The organism is Alcaligenes sp. NLF5-7, assembly GCF_024266725.1.
Taxonomy (GTDB): Bacteria; Pseudomonadota; Gammaproteobacteria; order Burkholderiales; family Burkholderiaceae_B; genus Alcaligenes; species Alcaligenes phenolicus.
In genome coordinates this window covers 4,022,732-4,037,358 of sequence record NZ_CP100755.1, presented here as the reverse complement: position 1 = coordinate 4,037,358, position 14,627 = coordinate 4,022,732, and the positions used below count along the sequence as shown (strand labels likewise).

General features: G+C 57.3%; 15 protein-coding genes. 7 read left to right on the top strand and 8 right to left on the bottom strand.

Features of this window, described 5'->3' with window-relative positions; translation table 11 throughout:
- The first annotated feature begins 30 nt into the window (after positions 1 to 30).
- From MID00_RS18605 to sufT, 7 genes are read left to right on the top strand one after another with little or no spacing between them, the layout of a single operon-like run.
- On the top strand, positions 31 to 525 hold the full coding sequence (locus MID00_RS18605) for an SUF system Fe-S cluster assembly regulator (protein ID WP_003800349.1): 495 nt from the start codon (positions 31 to 33) through the stop codon (positions 523 to 525).
- Positions 522 to 1,970, top strand: coding sequence for a Fe-S cluster assembly protein SufB (sufB, locus tag MID00_RS18600; protein WP_009454374.1), 1,449 nt, complete (start codon positions 522 to 524; stop codon positions 1,968 to 1,970). Before MID00_RS18605 ends, sufB begins: the two co-directional genes overlap by 4 nt.
- A 13-nt stretch (positions 1,971 to 1,983) precedes the next feature.
- On the top strand, positions 1,984 to 2,763 hold the full coding sequence (sufC, locus tag MID00_RS18595; protein WP_009454372.1) for a Fe-S cluster assembly ATPase SufC: 780 nt from the start codon (positions 1,984 to 1,986) through the stop codon (positions 2,761 to 2,763).
- Positions 2,760 to 4,067 (top strand): Fe-S cluster assembly protein SufD, encoded by a 1,308-nt coding sequence (gene sufD / locus MID00_RS18590; RefSeq protein WP_254499308.1) that lies wholly within the window; start codon positions 2,760 to 2,762, stop codon positions 4,065 to 4,067. The genes sufC and sufD overlap by 4 nt, the downstream gene beginning before the upstream one ends.
- Positions 4,064 to 5,311 carry a cysteine desulfurase gene (locus tag MID00_RS18585; protein ID WP_009454368.1) on the top strand — a complete coding sequence of 416 codons (1,248 nt, stop codon included), beginning with the start codon at positions 4,064 to 4,066 and terminating at the stop codon, positions 5,309 to 5,311. The genes sufD and MID00_RS18585 overlap by 4 nt, the downstream gene beginning before the upstream one ends.
- On the top strand, positions 5,312 to 5,764 hold the full coding sequence (gene sufU / locus MID00_RS18580) for a Fe-S cluster assembly sulfur transfer protein SufU (protein ID WP_009454366.1): 453 nt from the start codon (positions 5,312 to 5,314) through the stop codon (positions 5,762 to 5,764).
- A 15-nt stretch (positions 5,765 to 5,779) separates the two neighbouring features.
- The gene (sufT, locus tag MID00_RS18575) at positions 5,780 to 6,340 is read left to right on the top strand and encodes a putative Fe-S cluster assembly protein SufT (protein WP_254499306.1); all 561 of its coding nucleotides are present in this window, start codon (positions 5,780 to 5,782) and stop codon (positions 6,338 to 6,340) included.
- 15 nt (positions 6,341 to 6,355) lie between these two features.
- Here the strand turns inward: sufT and MID00_RS18570 are convergent, their stop codons facing one another.
- From MID00_RS18570 to pgaB, 8 genes are all read right to left on the bottom strand, one after another.
- On the bottom strand, positions 6,356 to 7,120 hold the full coding sequence (locus tag MID00_RS18570) for a response regulator transcription factor (RefSeq protein WP_254499305.1): 765 nt from the start codon (positions 7,118 to 7,120) through the stop codon (positions 6,356 to 6,358).
- 389 nt (positions 7,121 to 7,509) lie between these two features.
- Positions 7,510 to 8,619 (bottom strand): hypothetical protein, encoded by a 1,110-nt coding sequence (locus tag MID00_RS18565; protein ID WP_009454359.1) that lies wholly within the window; start codon positions 8,617 to 8,619, stop codon positions 7,510 to 7,512.
- Between the two features lie 89 nt (positions 8,620 to 8,708).
- Entirely contained in the window at positions 8,709 to 9,677 is a 969-nt protein-coding gene (locus MID00_RS18560; protein ID WP_031232101.1) for a CsgG/HfaB family protein, read from the bottom strand.
- A complete protein-coding gene (locus tag MID00_RS18555) occupies positions 9,674 to 10,108 on the bottom strand; it encodes a curli assembly protein CsgF (RefSeq protein WP_009454355.1) in 435 nt (144 codons plus the stop codon). The genes MID00_RS18560 and MID00_RS18555 overlap by 4 nt, the downstream gene beginning before the upstream one ends.
- A gap of 15 nt (positions 10,109 to 10,123) precedes the next feature.
- Complete coding sequence (locus tag MID00_RS18550; RefSeq protein WP_009454353.1) at positions 10,124 to 10,609, bottom strand: curli production assembly/transport protein CsgE; 486 nt, start codon at positions 10,607 to 10,609, stop codon at positions 10,124 to 10,126.
- A gap of 137 nt (positions 10,610 to 10,746) precedes the next feature.
- The gene (pgaD, locus tag MID00_RS18545) at positions 10,747 to 11,280 is read right to left on the bottom strand and encodes a poly-beta-1,6-N-acetyl-D-glucosamine biosynthesis protein PgaD (RefSeq protein ID WP_254499304.1); all 534 of its coding nucleotides are present in this window, start codon (positions 11,278 to 11,280) and stop codon (positions 10,747 to 10,749) included.
- Positions 11,277 to 12,605 (bottom strand): poly-beta-1,6-N-acetyl-D-glucosamine synthase, encoded by a 1,329-nt coding sequence (gene pgaC / locus MID00_RS18540; protein WP_021446639.1) that lies wholly within the window; start codon positions 12,603 to 12,605, stop codon positions 11,277 to 11,279. Before pgaC ends, pgaD begins: the two co-directional genes overlap by 4 nt.
- Positions 12,598 to 14,619 (bottom strand): poly-beta-1,6-N-acetyl-D-glucosamine N-deacetylase PgaB, encoded by a 2,022-nt coding sequence (pgaB, locus tag MID00_RS18535; protein ID WP_254499302.1) that lies wholly within the window; start codon positions 14,617 to 14,619, stop codon positions 12,598 to 12,600. The genes pgaC and pgaB overlap by 8 nt, the downstream gene beginning before the upstream one ends.
- Positions 14,620 to 14,627 lie beyond the last annotated feature (8 nt).

The window sequence follows — 14,627 nt, the reverse complement described above, 5'->3', positions numbered from 1 at the left end:
ATGGCTCTACGACCTGTTCAGAGAGAAGGAATGCTGCGAATCAGTAAAATCATTGATTACGGCACTTTGGTGCTGACACACATGGCTGGCGATCCAGATCGTGTGTTCAGTGCGTCTGACTTGGCCGCCATCCTGGGTTTGGGCCAACCGACTGTCAGCAAGGTGCTTAAACTGCTGGGCCAGCACGAGCTGGTCATCAGCAGCCGAGGCGCACGCGGAGGGTATGTGTTAGGCCGCCCCGCCAAACAGATAAGTGTAGCGCAGATTATTGATGCACTGGAAGATCAGCCCTTTGGCTTGACTGAATGTGTAGCTACTCCTGGAGCCTGTTCCGTGGAGTCAGATTGCCATATACGCAGTAATTGGCAGCGTATCAACGATATTGTCCGACGCACCTTGGAAGAGGTCAGTGTTGCAGACATGATACGCGTGCCCGTTAACGAATTTCCCCTGACACACAAGCCGGGTCCCGAATTGAAAAACAGAAACAAGGCGAACACCTCCAACGTGGAGTTAACCGAATGAGTACCGTCAACGAACATCTGGACACCTTCCTCGATCGTGATTACGAGGCAGGCTTTGTCACCGACATCGAGTCTGAAACCATACCGAAAGGTCTGAACGAAGACGTCATCCGTTTCCTGTCCGCGAAAAAACGCGAACCGGAGTTCATGCTGGAATGGCGCCTGGCTGCTTACCGCCAGTGGCTGACCATGAAGTATCCCAAGTGGTCGATTGTGGAGTATCCACCTATCGACTTCCAGGACATCAGCTACTACTCCGCGCCCAAGAGCAAGGCCGACGGCCCCAAGAGCCTGGACGAGGTGGATCCTGAATTGCTGCGCACCTATGAAAAACTGGGTGTGCCCTTGCACGAGCGCGCGCGTCTGGCCGGTGTGGCAGTTGACGCCGTGTTTGACTCAGTCTCGGTGGCCACCACCTTCCGCAAAGAGCTGGAAGAAGTGGGCGTGATCTTCTGTTCCTTTTCCGAGGCTGTGCGTGAATATCCGGAACTGGTGAAAAAGTATCTGGGTACGGTTGTCCCTCCTAGCGACAACTTCTACGCCGCCTTGAACTCGGCCGTATTCTCCGATGGCTCCTTTGTGTTCATCCCCAAAGGCGTACGCTGCCCGATGGAGCTGTCCACCTACTTCCGCATCAATGCCCGCGACACTGGTCAGTTCGAGCGCACCTTGATCATTGCGGAAGAGGGCGCTTCGGTCAGCTATCTGGAAGGCTGTACGGCGCCGATGCGCGATGAAAACCAGTTGCACGCAGCGGTCGTGGAACTGGTCGCCTTGGACGACGCCAAGATCAAGTACTCCACCGTGCAAAACTGGTACCCCGGCGATAAAGACGGCGTAGGCGGTATTTACAACTTCGTCACCAAGCGTGGCGAATGCCGTGGCGCACGTTCGCACATCTCCTGGACGCAGGTTGAAACTGGCTCGGCCATCACCTGGAAATACCCCAGCGTGGTGCTGCGCGGCGATGATTCCCAAGGCGAGTTCTACTCGGTCGCCCTGAGCAACCACCGCCAGCAAGCCGATACCGGCACCAAAATGATTCATATGGGTCGCAATACCCGCAGCACGATTATCTCCAAGGGGATTTCGGCTGGCCAAGGTATCAATACCTATCGCGGTCTGGTTCGTATTACCCCCAAGGCAGAAAACGCCCGCAATTACACCCAGTGTGATTCGCTGCTGATCGGCAAGCGCTGCGCTGCACACACCTTCCCAACTATGGAAGTGCAGAACCCCAGCGCCAGTGTGGAACACGAAGCAACCGCTTCGCGCATTGGCGAGGACCAGCTCTTTTACGCCATGCAGCGCGGCCTGACTGCCGAAGATGCCGTCTCCATGATCGTGAACGGCTTTTGTAAAGAAGTGATTAAAGAATTGCCCATGGAGTTTGCGGTCGAAGCACAGAATTTGCTCGGCGTCAGCTTGGAAGGCAGTGTAGGTTAAGGAGAATAATGAAATGCTGACGATTAAAGATTTGCGCGCTTCGGTTGAAGATAAACCTATCCTTAAAGGTCTGAACCTGGAAATCAAGCCCGGTGAAGTCCACGCCATCATGGGCCCGAACGGCTCGGGCAAGAGCACCTTGTCCCAAGTTCTGGCCGGTCGTGAAGACTACACCGTGGAAGGCGGTTCGGTTGATTGGCTGGGTCAAGACCTGCTGGAAATGAAGATTGAAGACCGTGCCCGTTCCGGTCTGTTCCTGGCCTTCCAGTACCCCATCGAAATTCCCGGTGTGTCCAACGCCTACTTCCTGCGCGCTTCCGTGAACGCCGTGCGCCGTCATCAGGGCTTGCCTGAGCTGGACGCCATGGACTTCCTCAAGCGCGTCAAAGAAGAAATGAAGACGGTTGGCATGCGCGAAGAGTTTCTGTACCGCTCCGTGAACGAAGGTTTTTCCGGCGGCGAAAAGAAACGCAACGAAGTTCTGCAAATGAGCCTGCTGGAACCCAAGCTGGCCATTCTGGACGAAACCGACTCCGGACTGGATATTGACGCTTTGCGTGTGGTGGCTGACGGCGTGAACCGTCTGCGTTCCCCCGAGCGTTCCTTGCTGGTGATTACTCACTACCAACGTCTGCTGGACTACATCGTGCCTGACTTTGTGCACGTATTGGCCGGTGGCAAGATCATTCGTTCCGGTGGCCGTGAATTGGCTCTGGAACTGGAAGAGCGTGGCTACGGTTGGGTGCTGGAACAAGCAGCCGCCGAACAAAAAGCCAAGGGAGCTGCGGTATGAGTCTGCCGGATTGGGTCAACAGCTTTGCCGCTCAGGCTGCACAAGCACCTGGAGCCGGCCTGCCATGGCTAAGCGCCGTGCGTCAGCGCGCGCTGGATCGTTTCGCACAAGAAGGCTGGCCAACCACGCGTATTGAAGCCTGGCATCACACCTCCTTGGCTTTGCTGGAACAACAAAGTTTTGCGCCTCAGAAGTCGGCTTCGGCCGCAGAACTGGTGGCGTCGGTGCGCCAGCAAGAAGACGGGTACTTCCTGGTCTTTGTGGATGGTCACTACGATGCGGCCTTGTCGCACCTGAACGAGTTGCCAGCAGGCGTGCGTTTGTCCTCGCTCAGCACCTGTCTGGAACAGGATGCAGACTGGTTGCAGCAGGCTTATGGGGACGAGTCCCTGGGCGCCTCGACCGCGGCCTTGAACCTGGCTTTGGCCCAGGATGGCGCGGCCTTGCACATCGCTGCGGGCAAGCACCTGGAGCAGCCTGTTCATCTGGTTTTTGTGCGCACCCAAGGTGGCAGCGCCAGCTTCACGCGTAACCTGATTTCTCTGGAATCCGGTGCCAGTGCAACGGTGGTTGAACACTATGTAGGTCAGGAAGGAACGGATGCTTCCTTGAGCAGCGTCGTGACTCGCCTGAACGTGGCGCCTGATGCCAAGCTGACACACATGAAGTTGCAGCAGGAAGCGCTGCAAGACTTTCACCTGGCTGCAATCGATGTGCAGCAAGGTCGTGGCTCGGTATTCAATTCGCACTCCCTGTCCTTCGGTGCCCGTATTGCCCGCAACGACATTGCTACCGTCTTCAATGGCGAGCGCTGCGAAACCTTGTTCAATGGTTTGTATTTTGTGGATGGCCGCCGTCACGTGGACCACAACACCATCATTGATCACGCTCAGCCTAACTGCCAAAGCCGTGAGTTCTACCGTGGCATTTTGGCCGACACCGCCCGCGGTGTGTTCAGTGGTCGCGTATTGGTAGGCAAGGGCGCGGATGGTACGGATTCGGTACAGCGTTCGGACAGCTTGCTCTTGTCCAAGATGGCACGTGCAGACTCCCGCCCTGAGTTGGAAATCTACGCCGACGACGTCAAGTGTGCACACGGTGCCACTGTGGGTCAGCTGGATGCAGATAGCCTGTTCTACCTGCGCTCGCGTGGCATGACCATGGAAGATGCACGCAATATGCTGATTTACGCATTTGCCGCTCAGTCTCTGGAGCGCATTGCGTCCGAGAGCCTGCGTAGCCGTGCCACAGTCGGTATTAATGCTTTGTTGCCTGGCGGTCTTGCCCTTGGAGATCTTGCATGAATGCGCCTATGCCCGTAACTGCTGCTGGTTTGCTAAATCACCGCGAGGATTTTCCTATCCTGGCTCGCCCCATCCGGGGCCAACGCCTGTCCTATCTGGACAATGGCGCGACGACGCAAAAGCCGCGCTCGGTCATTGAAGCCGAGGCGCGATTCTATGAGCAGTCCAATGCCAACATCCACCGTGGTGTGCATTGGCTGTCTCAGCATGCTACTGAGCTGTACGATCAGGCCAGAAGTACAGTGCGGGCATTTCTGAATGCCGCGCGCGACGAAGAAATTGTGTTTACGCGTGGCACCACAGAATCCATCAACCTGGTGGCCTATAGCTGGGGCATGGACAACCTGAAAGCAGGCGACGAGATTCTGCTGACCGGTCTGGAGCATCACTCCAATATCGTGCCTTGGCAGTTGGTTGCCCAGCGTACCGGTGCCGTTATTCGCGTGGTGCCTGTGCTGGATAACGGTGAGCTGGATCAGGAAGCCTTCAAGCAACTGCTCAACGAGAGAACCCGCCTGCTGGCTGTGGGCCATGTGTCCAATGCCTTGGGCACGATCAACCCCATCGCTGAAATGACCCGTCAGGCGCATGCCGTCGGCGCCAAGGTGCTGGTGGATGGTGCCCAATCCGTTCCCCACGGTGTGGTGGACGTACAAGCCCTGGATGCGGATTTTTACACGTTTTCGGCCCATAAACTGTACGGTCCTACCGGCATGGGCGCCTTGTACGTGCGCTACGAGATTCTGGACAGCATGTCGCCCTGGATGGGCGGCGGTGACATGATCACCACCGTCAGTTTCGAGCAAAGTAATTACGCCCCTGTGCCACAGCGCTTTGAGGCAGGTACGCCCAATATCGCTGGTGCCATTACCATGGCTGCCGCTATCGATTATTTGATGGGTATAGGCATGCAGCGTATTGCCGACCATGAAGCGCTGTTGCTGGACTACGCCACCGAAGCCTTGCTGGCCATGCCTGGCATTCGCATTATTGGTACGGCCGCACACAAGGCAGGCATTGTGTCCTTCCTGGTCGACGGTATTCACCCGCATGATCTGGGCACGATTCTGGACATGGACGGCGTTGCTGTGCGTGCCGGTCACCACTGTGCCATGCCCTTGATGACGCGCTTTGGCATTCCCGGTACGGCTCGTGCCTCCTTTGCCTTGTACAACGATTACGCTGATATTGATGCTTTGCTGGGCAGCCTGCGCAAAGCTCAAAAACTATTTGGAGTTGGCTAAATGAGCCAGGATTTCAACGGGCTGCGCGAGCTCTACCAAGAGGTCATTTTTGACCATAACCGTAGCCCGCGTAACTTTGAAGTAATAGAAAACGCCAGTCATTTTGCCAATGGCCACAATCCGCTGTGTGGGGATCAACTGGCTGTGTACGCCGTGGTTGAAGACGGCATTGTGCAGAAAGTCAGCTTTGTGGGGCATGGCTGCGCTATTTCCAAGGCTTCGGCATCCTTAATGACCGAAGCCGTAAAAGGCCTGAGTCTGGCCGAGTTTGAGTCTCTATTTCAAGATATGCACGCCATGTTGACAGAGGCCCATCCCGATCGAGATCTGGGCAAGCTGGAAGTGTTATCTGGTGTGCGTGAATTCCCCGCACGGGTTAAATGTGCCACTCTGGCCTGGCATACCCTGCATAACGCCATCAATCAGGCCAAAGAAACCGCGCAAACCGAATAAAGGCGCAAACAAGCCATGAGCTACTTTGAACGACATGATGTGCTGGTCAGCCGGGATTGTCCGGCTGTCAGTATCCCTTACGGTGCTCCCGTTACGATCGAGGCGGGTTGTACAGCAACGATTACCCAGAAGCTGGGTGGCAGCTATACCGTGATGGTAGAGGGCAACCTGTACCGAATTGAAGGTGTCGATGCCGATGCGCTGGGTTTTGAGGCCCAGGACAAGCCCGAGGTTTTTGTACCCGAGCTGCCCCTGAGCGAAAAAACCATTGAAGACGCCGCCTGGATTGTGCTGGCTAGCGTTTATGATCCGGAGATTCCGGTCGATATCGTTAATCTGGGCTTGGTGTACGCTTGTCACGTGAAGCAGACTGGTCCAGAAGCGTTCTCCATCACCATGGAAATGACGCTGACGGCTCCGGGTTGCGGTATGGGCGCCATGATTGCCGATGAGGCCCGCTACAAGCTGGAGACTATCCAGGGCGTAGAGAAGGCCGTAGTGGATCTGGTTTGGGATCCACCGTGGAGCCGGGAACGTATGAGTGAATCAGCTCGCTTGCAACTAGGAATGCTGTAATAGAAAAGCCTGCGGTTAGCAGGCTTTTTCGATGTGGGTGTTGGGCATCCCTAGCCTGGCTCCTTTGGAGACCGCGTGATAGACGGCCTCGTTACGGTTGTGTACGTTCATCCGCATATACAGGGTTTCAGCATGCGCCTTGGCTGTAGCCGATGAAATATTCAACTGCCGGGCCACGCCCTTGATGGTCATGCCGCGTGCCAATAACACCAGCACTTCATACTGGCGCGGTGTCAGGCCCAGCAGCCGCGCTTCGTCAAGATGGTCTGTCTCAGGATCGGCGGGTGGCCAGCGTATGGGCTCGTAGGACGTAATCAGCTTGTCGGAATGAGCTTGGGACGGCGATGGACTCGATGGCTGGGTTACAGTCGTGGTCATTGCCATCGTTTGACGCTGGGGCGCAGGCGATGGAAAACAGGAGCCGCCGGCCAACACCAGATTGATCGAAGCCGCCATTAATTCCGGTGTGGCGGTCTTGAGCAAATGTCCCATAACGCCGGCAGGCATGTCTTGAAGCGCAGGCAAGGAGTAGTGGGAGTCGGCTATCAGGAGTACGGCGCTGGGTTGCAGGCTGCGGTACGCATCAGCCAGCAGCTTCAAACAGGCCTTGGCCGATGGCACCGACAATAGCAGCAGCTCACAACATCGTGTCTGCAGACCGGTTTCCATAGATTCGTAGTCCATGCTGAGCAGTTCCGCGCTGGGCAGGGTGTCTGCCAGCAGCCGTACGATACCCAACCTGTATAAGGTGTGTGGCTCTACGATGATAATTGTTGTCATTTTATGTCTCCCTCGCTGCGTCATGGGCTCTATGTCATTACGTTGAATAAGCCTTTTGTTGGTTCGATTGCATGTGTCATTGTCTTTGGTAGTTATGGGTATTTTCTTTTTTCATTCCTATTGGCAGCCTAATTTTCAGATGGCTAGCCGCATTCAGAACGGGCGAATCATGTGAAATTGTTAATCATTGTTTGTTTTGGTTAAATTTTGATGTTTTAAACGCCATACCGTGCCCAAAAGCGCGGATCAGGTATCTGGAAAGCCTTATAAACTCGGGTTACTCCTATGCTCCATAATCCCTAAACCGCTTACATATCAATAGCTTGAGTGTTGTCAGCGGCGCCTACTATATAACATATTGCCGCTGACATTTGGCTTACGTCAGCCGGTTAATGTTGGTTGACATACGCATTGTTGAAATTACCCGTCTGGGTGACGGTACTGTTGTGGTTCAGGCCGCTTTGCACCACTTGGGCACGGTTGCCCCAACCGTTCTGCATAACCGACGAATCCAGGTTGAAACCGACCTGGGTAACCACGGCCTTGTTATAGCCGCCGCTCTGGCTGATGTAGGAATCGTTGCCGATGCCTGCTTGGGAGTTATAGGCGTCATTGCCCAGGCCACTTTGGATGATGTTGCTGTCGTTGCTGTAGCCGGTCTGTTCAGTAACGGCTTTGTTATGCGAGCCGATCTGGACAATACTGGCGTGCAGGCGATCCGAATTGCCCCACCACGTGCCGGTTTGGCTGATAGTGGCATCATTTTTGTGGCCACCGCCCTGGACGATGGAGGCGTTCGAGTTGGAGACATTCCACTGATCGATCACGCCTTTGTCGTACTTGCCCCTGTCGGTGATGCTGGCGGTCGAGCTCATGCTTTTGTATTGATTGATGTACGCATCTCCTTTGTACCCCGATTGGGTAATGAAGGCGTTGACATGGCTGCTGTTGTCTTGCTCAATGACTGAGTCGTTGCGCGCGCCGCTGTCGTTGATGACAGCCAGTGCGTCACGGGTTCGGTATTGATTGACATAGGCATCGCCCGCTTGTCCCGTCTGGTTTACCCAGGCCTGGTCACCAGTGCTGCGGACTTGTTCCACAACCGCCTTGTTGTCCGAGCGTAATTGCTTGATGCCGATTTGCGATCCGTTGGCCTGCCATTGGCTGGCAAAGGCGTCGTTGCGGTTGCGTGACTGGGTGATGGTGATCGTGGAGTTGCCGCCGCTGCGGCTTTGTTCCACCACGGCCTTGTTGTCGTTGCCGTTGATGACCTTCACGGTGGTGCGAACCGTACCGTTATCCCACTGGTTGATGTAATCGTCGTTGCGGTCTCCCTTCACGTCGATGGTCGCGTTGGCGTTGGCGTTGTGGTTTTGAAGAACTACGCCTTTGTTGAAATTGCCGGTCTGCGTCACGGTGGCGTTGTCAGCCAGCGCCAGTGTGGGCAGGGCCAGCGCGGTGCCCAGGGCAATAGCTAATGTGGACAGTTTGCCGTTCATATACTTCTCCTCAGTGCATGTCGAAGACCGTTGTTAGGAAAGAGAGCGGTGGCCGGTCTTCTCGGAACCACCGCGCTGTCTGCTCGTGTTCAACTGCCGGTGACTGGAGCTGTCTGCACCTCATCGCTTGTGGCCTCATTGGCTTGCGTGGCCTCAGGAGCGGCCACAGCGGTCTGGGTGCGCATGCTGCGATAGGTTTCGTTTTGCTTCATGTAGTTCTGCACGATGGGGTTGTTACGGTCGGCCTCGTTTTGCAGTCGCCATTGGCCTTCCTTCATGCCTTGCACGATCAGATGCACCACCGCCGATTCAATGGCCTCTTTGACCGAGAGCTGGGCCGGTTCGTTGTTAGTTACGCCAGCCTCGATTTCCAGCAGGTCTTTGAAGTTCACGAACTTGTAGACGCTGGGCCGGACTTCGTAGGAAAAGATGGTCTTGGTCGTGGACACGCTTTGCAAAATGTTGCCGGTGCGCACGTCGATGGCCCGCAGGTTGACCGTGACTTGGTCCACCCGATACTGGGTAGACAGGCCTACGCCCAGAAAGCGTGCGCCCGCGCCGCCCGTGCGCACATTGCTTTCATAGGAGATGATGCCTCCGTCCATCATGATTTCGGCCGGGGCTAGCGGCGGGATGTTAATGGCGGTGCGCTGGCCGTTTTCCTGCGAGCCGTCCAGGGCGCGCACGATGCGCCGCTCGGTCAGCAGTTCCTGCAGGCTTTCGCGCTCGACCGGAGTGAACCAGCGCGAGTCACGCAAGGCTTTGACCAGCAGGGCGGCGGCTCCCTGGGTGACTGAGGTGGAAAAGGAACTGTCCGGATTGGGCTTGTATTGGCCGGTCTGGTCACGAAACCCGTAGACGGCCACGGTCAGGCGCTGGGCGGGCGCGGGGAGCTCCAGCAGATCGTGTGTGGCTGGCGAGGCGGGCGTCAGGTAGGCAGAGCCTTTGACTTCGGCCGGGGTGGAGGGGACGGCGCAGGCAGCCAGGGCCCAGGTCAGGGCCAGCACGCTTAACAGGCGTGTTGGGCGCGCGTTCAGGACGGTCACTGTGCTCATCATGGTTGCATCACTCGGAAAGTAGTGGAAGCGCCGGTGATCCGGTCCGTAGTGGTGATCGTCAGTGCTCCGCCGCCGATATCGACGACGCTGACAGTAAAGCTGCCGGTCTCGAAGGTCCCGGGTACAAATTTGCCGTTGCTGTCCACAAACTGCGAGGACGCGGCCGAGGCCAGGCGACTGAGTACCGAGCGCTCCAACTGATCGTTGAAGTCCTGGAAGGGCGTGCGCTGCTCAAAGGATGAGCCCAGGTCTTCGGCGTCGGGGTCCGTGTGCTTGTTGGTGACCTGGGCCGAGTTCAGTAGCCATTGCCCATTGAGCGGGCTGCCGCCGAAATTGGGATTGACGGGGGTATATATCAGTTCGGTTGCGTGGACGGGAGCAAATAGCGCACCGGTCAGCACAACAGAGGCAAGGGGCAGGAAGGTCTTCACGTTATGTCTCTCTTGTTAAAGTTCGTCCGGAGCAAGGTCCGGGTTGTTGGTGAGTACGCGTTCGATCTCGCTTTTATTGACGTTTTCCAGAACAAGATCCACAGCCCGCTCACTGGCCTTCTTTGTGCCGGAACGCGCGGGCGTGAGAAAAGCGTGATACATGCGCTGGCGGCGGTATTCGACCCAAATTTCGCTGCCCCAGCGGGCCGACGGGCGCTCCACCACCGTCAGGGTGAAGGGACTGGCCCCGGTCAGCTCGCGCCAGCGATTGCTGAAGTAGCGGTAAAAGTCTTGTCCTTGCACCGTTACGGTGCGGTTGATGACGATGCCCGCGAGTGGATCGTCAAACAGGTTCTTGCGAACTACTTCAGCCTGCCGGATGGCTTCCATGAAGTTGGCCGGTTTGGGCTTGCTGGTATCTCTGCCTGGTTGTGCAGCGGCGCTGCTCATGACACACAGCATTGCCAGGAGCACGGCCCCTTGTTGGTATGGTTTTGTCATTGCAGCACCTGTTGTTCCTTCGCCTTACGGCTTGATACATCGGCGTTACTGACTATGGTAGAGACGGCCATCTGCAATTACATGAGCCGCATTTCCTAGGCTGTTTGCCCTTGCACAGGGCTGTTTTTGCGTCGGTGCTACTGATTCGGCGTAGGCTGTTTGGGGTAGGCGCGCGGACGAAAGATCAGCGGTGTCAGTGGTTCTCCGTCGTGTGGGCCGGTTGCCTGCTGCATGGGTAGCGGATTGGCTGCTTCTACATGCTGTACCGCGCCGTCCTGGGCGTTGTAGAGCACGACGATGCGGCTGTGGCGCACGGTATCGATCTGCTCGCGATCAAAGTGCGGCAGGGGGGGCTGCTTGACGCGATGCGAGCGGCTGCGTTGGCGGTACAGGGCCTGGCGCAGGTGGCGCTGCTGGCGCTGCTGGCGTCGCCAGCGTGACCAGGCCAACAGCAGCAGGCCGTTGGTCAGCAGAACCGCCCCGTAGAACAGAAAGGTGGTCAGGGTTGGGAAGATCGGATCTATCTGTTCGTAGCCAGCTTTGTCCATGGTGTGACCGATCAATAGGAGCAAGCCTTTGGCGATCAGGTAACTGAAGACGAACCAGCCGGCGATGGTCAGTAGACGGTCTATCCAGCGAGTGATGGGATGGCGTTGGGTCGTGATGATCATGACAGCTCCTTGATACCCCGGTCGGGGCTGCTCCAGCGGGCGCGTTTGCGACGCAGGCGCAGCATGACCATGGGGAAACTCCACAGCGTGGTTAAAAAATTGATCAACCAGTAGGCAAATGGGTACCAGATGATCCAGAACATCGTCAGGGGCAGATCGGGCTCGTAGCGACGGTCGATCCAGATACTGACGGCGAACTGCAGCAGGCACATGCCGGCCAGCACCATACCGGTGAACGAGGGCGGGAACAGGCCGTCGATCTGGGTGGCGGCAGGCAAGTGGAGCATTTGTCCAAGCAACCAGATCAGCATCGCTACGCCCAGGGCGAAACTCCATAAGGTCGAACACAGGTATTCCAGGGTCAGGGGCCACATGCCGCGGTTTTCCCAGCGCAGCACCTGCGGGGTGTATTTCAGGAAGGTTTCCGCACCGCCCTGAGCCCAGCGCAAACGCTGCTTGAACAGGCCTTTCAGTGTTTCGGGCATCAGCACCCAGCACAGGGCGCGCGGCTCATAGAACACCTGCCAGCCGGCCAGCTGCAACTTCCAGGTCACATCGATGTCCTCGGTGATCATGTCCAGACTCCAGTAGTCCACTTCGTCCAAGGCCTGGCGACGAAAGCCTGCGATCACGCCGGAAATCGTGAAGATTTTTCCGTAGACGCGCTGCGTGCGCTTGATTAGCCCGATGATCGAGGAGAACTCGCCAACCTGGATGCGGCCGATCAGGGTGGAGCGCGTGCGGATGCGCGGATTACCGGTGGTGGCACCGACTTCCGGGTTACGCAGCATGGGGGCGACCAGATAATTGACGCCTTCCGGGTCCAGGTAAGCATCCCCGTCTATACACACGAAGTAATCGCCGCTGGCGCTCAGGGCTCCCATGCGCAGGGCCAGTGCCTTGCCCTGGTTCTGGGCCAGGTGGATGACGCGCAGCTTGTCGTACTCCTCGCTCAGATCATTGAGCACTTGGGCGGTGCGGTCGCTGGAGCCGTCGTTGATGGCGATGACTTCGATGTTGGGATAGACCTGGTTCAGCGCGGACAGGATGGTAGAGCGGGCGTTGGCCTGTTCGTTAAAGCAGGGGATCAGGATGCTGACCAGCGGCATGCCTTCCAGTTCGGGTGGGGCGTGTGGTTTATAGGTCCAGCGGCGTTCATGCTGGAACCAGAAGATCAAGCCGCCGCCTATCCATATGCCCGACATGAACAGCGGGTACATGAAGATGAAGTAGAGCAGTAGGTGGCTGGTCAGGGCGACGGTGATTCCCAGGGGAATTCCGACGATCAGGCACAGGGCCAATAGGGCGATCAGTCGTTCAATCATTTTTTGTTGGATACCATTCAATCGTGATTTCCGGACGAATCACGTTCATCTTGGGCTGATTGTTGACAAAGTCGTCGGGGTAATAGCCGACATGTCGCGCCCCTCTTGCCGTCAGTGCATTGAGCCAGTCGGCCACTAGATGGGAGTCCAGCGGACGGGATGGTTGACCTTGGCCGGGCCAATCGACCGATTGCACTTCGAACACGGTGCGGCGCAGGCCTTCTGGGTGGCTGGCCACCTTATCGACCAGCTCGTTCAGCCAGGTCACGGCATGCTGATCGAGGATGTCTTCCATGCGGGGCATGGCCATCACGGCAGTCCAGTCATAGGCTTGCAGAAAATCGTTCAGGTTCTGGGCAAACCACTGTTCGCTCTGGGGCTTCAGAACCGGTAGAGCGTACATATTGCGGGCCGTACTGATCTGCGGGCCGCGCTGCTTGCGTACCCGATCAGCTAGTTCCCGGGTCAAGTCGATCAGGGTTTGTGATTTAAAGCGCGTCCAGCGCTCAAACTGCTCGGGATTGGCTCGTATCGTTCTGATGTCCCTGCCAAAGCCGGCGTTTTCGTAGGCGTCCAGGGCGGCGGGCGAGGCATCTTCAAAGTCGGTCAGCGTGGCATCGTCATGGAATACGACACCAAAGAAGATGGCGCTGCGTCCCAGGTCTTCGTACAGATCGCCCATGATCTGGCGAGTGCGAGGGTCAAAGGGGGACAGGCGGCGGTAGCCTTGTGTGGGCAGGGAAGGTGGGCTGCCGTCGGCATGCCATTGCAGCACGCGTTGCGCCGGCTCGGACGTCTCGATGGCCAGCACGGGCATCCATGCAAAGACATTGACGTGGGCGCGCGAACTTAATTGCCAGGCCGTGCGATTGAACAGGTCGGCGCGCATGGGCAGGTGGCGGTTGGGGAAGTAGACCGCGCGCACCAGGCCATCGCCTGTGGGGTCGGCGAAGGCTTGCAGATAGACACTACGTGGTTTCAGGTCTGCGATGCGTTGCACCAGGGCGCTCAAGTTGCGTTCCATCTGCACCGGATCGGGGTCGTACACATAATCCAGATCCACATGCACCACGCGCTCGGCCTGACGGTCTTCACGGGCGGTGATAAAGCCTGCAAAGGTGCTGATGTCCGGGTCGTTATCCACCAGATAGCGGGGCATATTCATCGGGTCGTGGACATTGGCCACGCCGTCGCTCAGCGTCAGGGCCATCTGATAGCCTTCTTGCTCCAGAATTTGCAGGCCCAGGCCGCTGATCCGGCCATAGGGCCAGACCCAGACGCGCGGCGGCTTACCGGCGTGCTGTTTGACGCGGGCACTGATGGCGCGCACATCCTCGCGAAAGCGGGCGGTGTACTCGGCATCGGTCTCGTAGCGTTTCTGATCGGTCAGGTAGCGATGTGCGGCAGCCACTGGCTGGATATTGCCTTGTGGGTTGGCGATGGCACCGTAATGCATGTTTTGGGTGTGCGCGCCGATTTCCACCAAACCGGATTTGGCCATTTCGTCGATTTGTGCCCAGTGCAAAAAGCGCGAACGTTCGGTGGGAAGACCGCCAAAGTCCACTTTTTCGTTGTCGGGGGTGTCCAACCATTTGCCGACCGGGGCCAGCAGCGCAGGCCAGTGATAGGCTTTTAGCAGCGGGAACACGCGGGTATAGAAACTTTGATACCCGTCGTCAAATGACAGCAGCACTGCCTTTTCAGGCAGAGGCTCCACACCTTGGCGGGCGCGCATAATCTGCTCTACGCTGACGGGCACATAGTTGTTTTCCTGTAGCCAGGAAAACTGCTGGCGCAGGTGCTCGGTACTGACGCTCAGGTACGCCTGGTTAGGATCGTGGTCCTCCACGTCGTGGTAGGCGATGATGAGTAGCTCGTCATTGCGCCAGGGCTGCTCTTGTTGTTCGAGGCGACGCTGCTCGGGCGGTACATACAGGGCCGGCGGGCTGGCGCTGCAGGCGGATAAAAGGGCGCTGAAGGCCACTATCAGAAGGGTCAGGATTCGTGTGCTCATTGTCGTGG

Excerpts from the sequence above, each read along its gene's own strand:
- MID00_RS18605 (WP_003800349.1), top strand. The coding sequence starts at position 31 with ATGCTGCGAATCAGTAAAATCATTGATTACGGCACTTTGGTGCTGACA.
- sufB (WP_009454374.1), top strand. The coding sequence starts at position 522 with ATGAGTACCGTCAACGAACATCTGGACACCTTCCTCGATCGTGATTAC.
- sufC (WP_009454372.1), top strand. The coding sequence starts at position 1,984 with ATGCTGACGATTAAAGATTTGCGCGCTTCGGTTGAAGATAAACCTATC.
- sufD (WP_254499308.1), top strand. The coding sequence starts at position 2,760 with ATGAGTCTGCCGGATTGGGTCAACAGCTTTGCCGCTCAGGCTGCACAA.
- MID00_RS18585 (WP_009454368.1), top strand. The coding sequence starts at position 4,064 with ATGAATGCGCCTATGCCCGTAACTGCTGCTGGTTTGCTAAATCACCGC.
- sufU (WP_009454366.1), top strand. The coding sequence starts at position 5,312 with ATGAGCCAGGATTTCAACGGGCTGCGCGAGCTCTACCAAGAGGTCATT.
- sufT (WP_254499306.1), top strand. The coding sequence starts at position 5,780 with ATGAGCTACTTTGAACGACATGATGTGCTGGTCAGCCGGGATTGTCCG.
- MID00_RS18570 (WP_254499305.1), bottom strand. The coding sequence starts at position 7,120 with ATGACAACAATTATCATCGTAGAGCCACACACCTTATACAGGTTGGGT.
- MID00_RS18565 (WP_009454359.1), bottom strand. The coding sequence starts at position 8,619 with ATGAACGGCAAACTGTCCACATTAGCTATTGCCCTGGGCACCGCGCTG.
- MID00_RS18560 (WP_031232101.1), bottom strand. The coding sequence starts at position 9,677 with ATGATGAGCACAGTGACCGTCCTGAACGCGCGCCCAACACGCCTGTTA.
- MID00_RS18550 (WP_009454353.1), bottom strand. The coding sequence starts at position 10,609 with ATGACAAAACCATACCAACAAGGGGCCGTGCTCCTGGCAATGCTGTGT.
- pgaD (WP_254499304.1), bottom strand. The coding sequence starts at position 11,280 with ATGATCATCACGACCCAACGCCATCCCATCACTCGCTGGATAGACCGT.
- pgaC (WP_021446639.1), bottom strand. The coding sequence starts at position 12,605 with ATGATTGAACGACTGATCGCCCTATTGGCCCTGTGCCTGATCGTCGGA.
- pgaB (WP_254499302.1), bottom strand. The coding sequence starts at position 14,619 with ATGAGCACACGAATCCTGACCCTTCTGATAGTGGCCTTCAGCGCCCTT.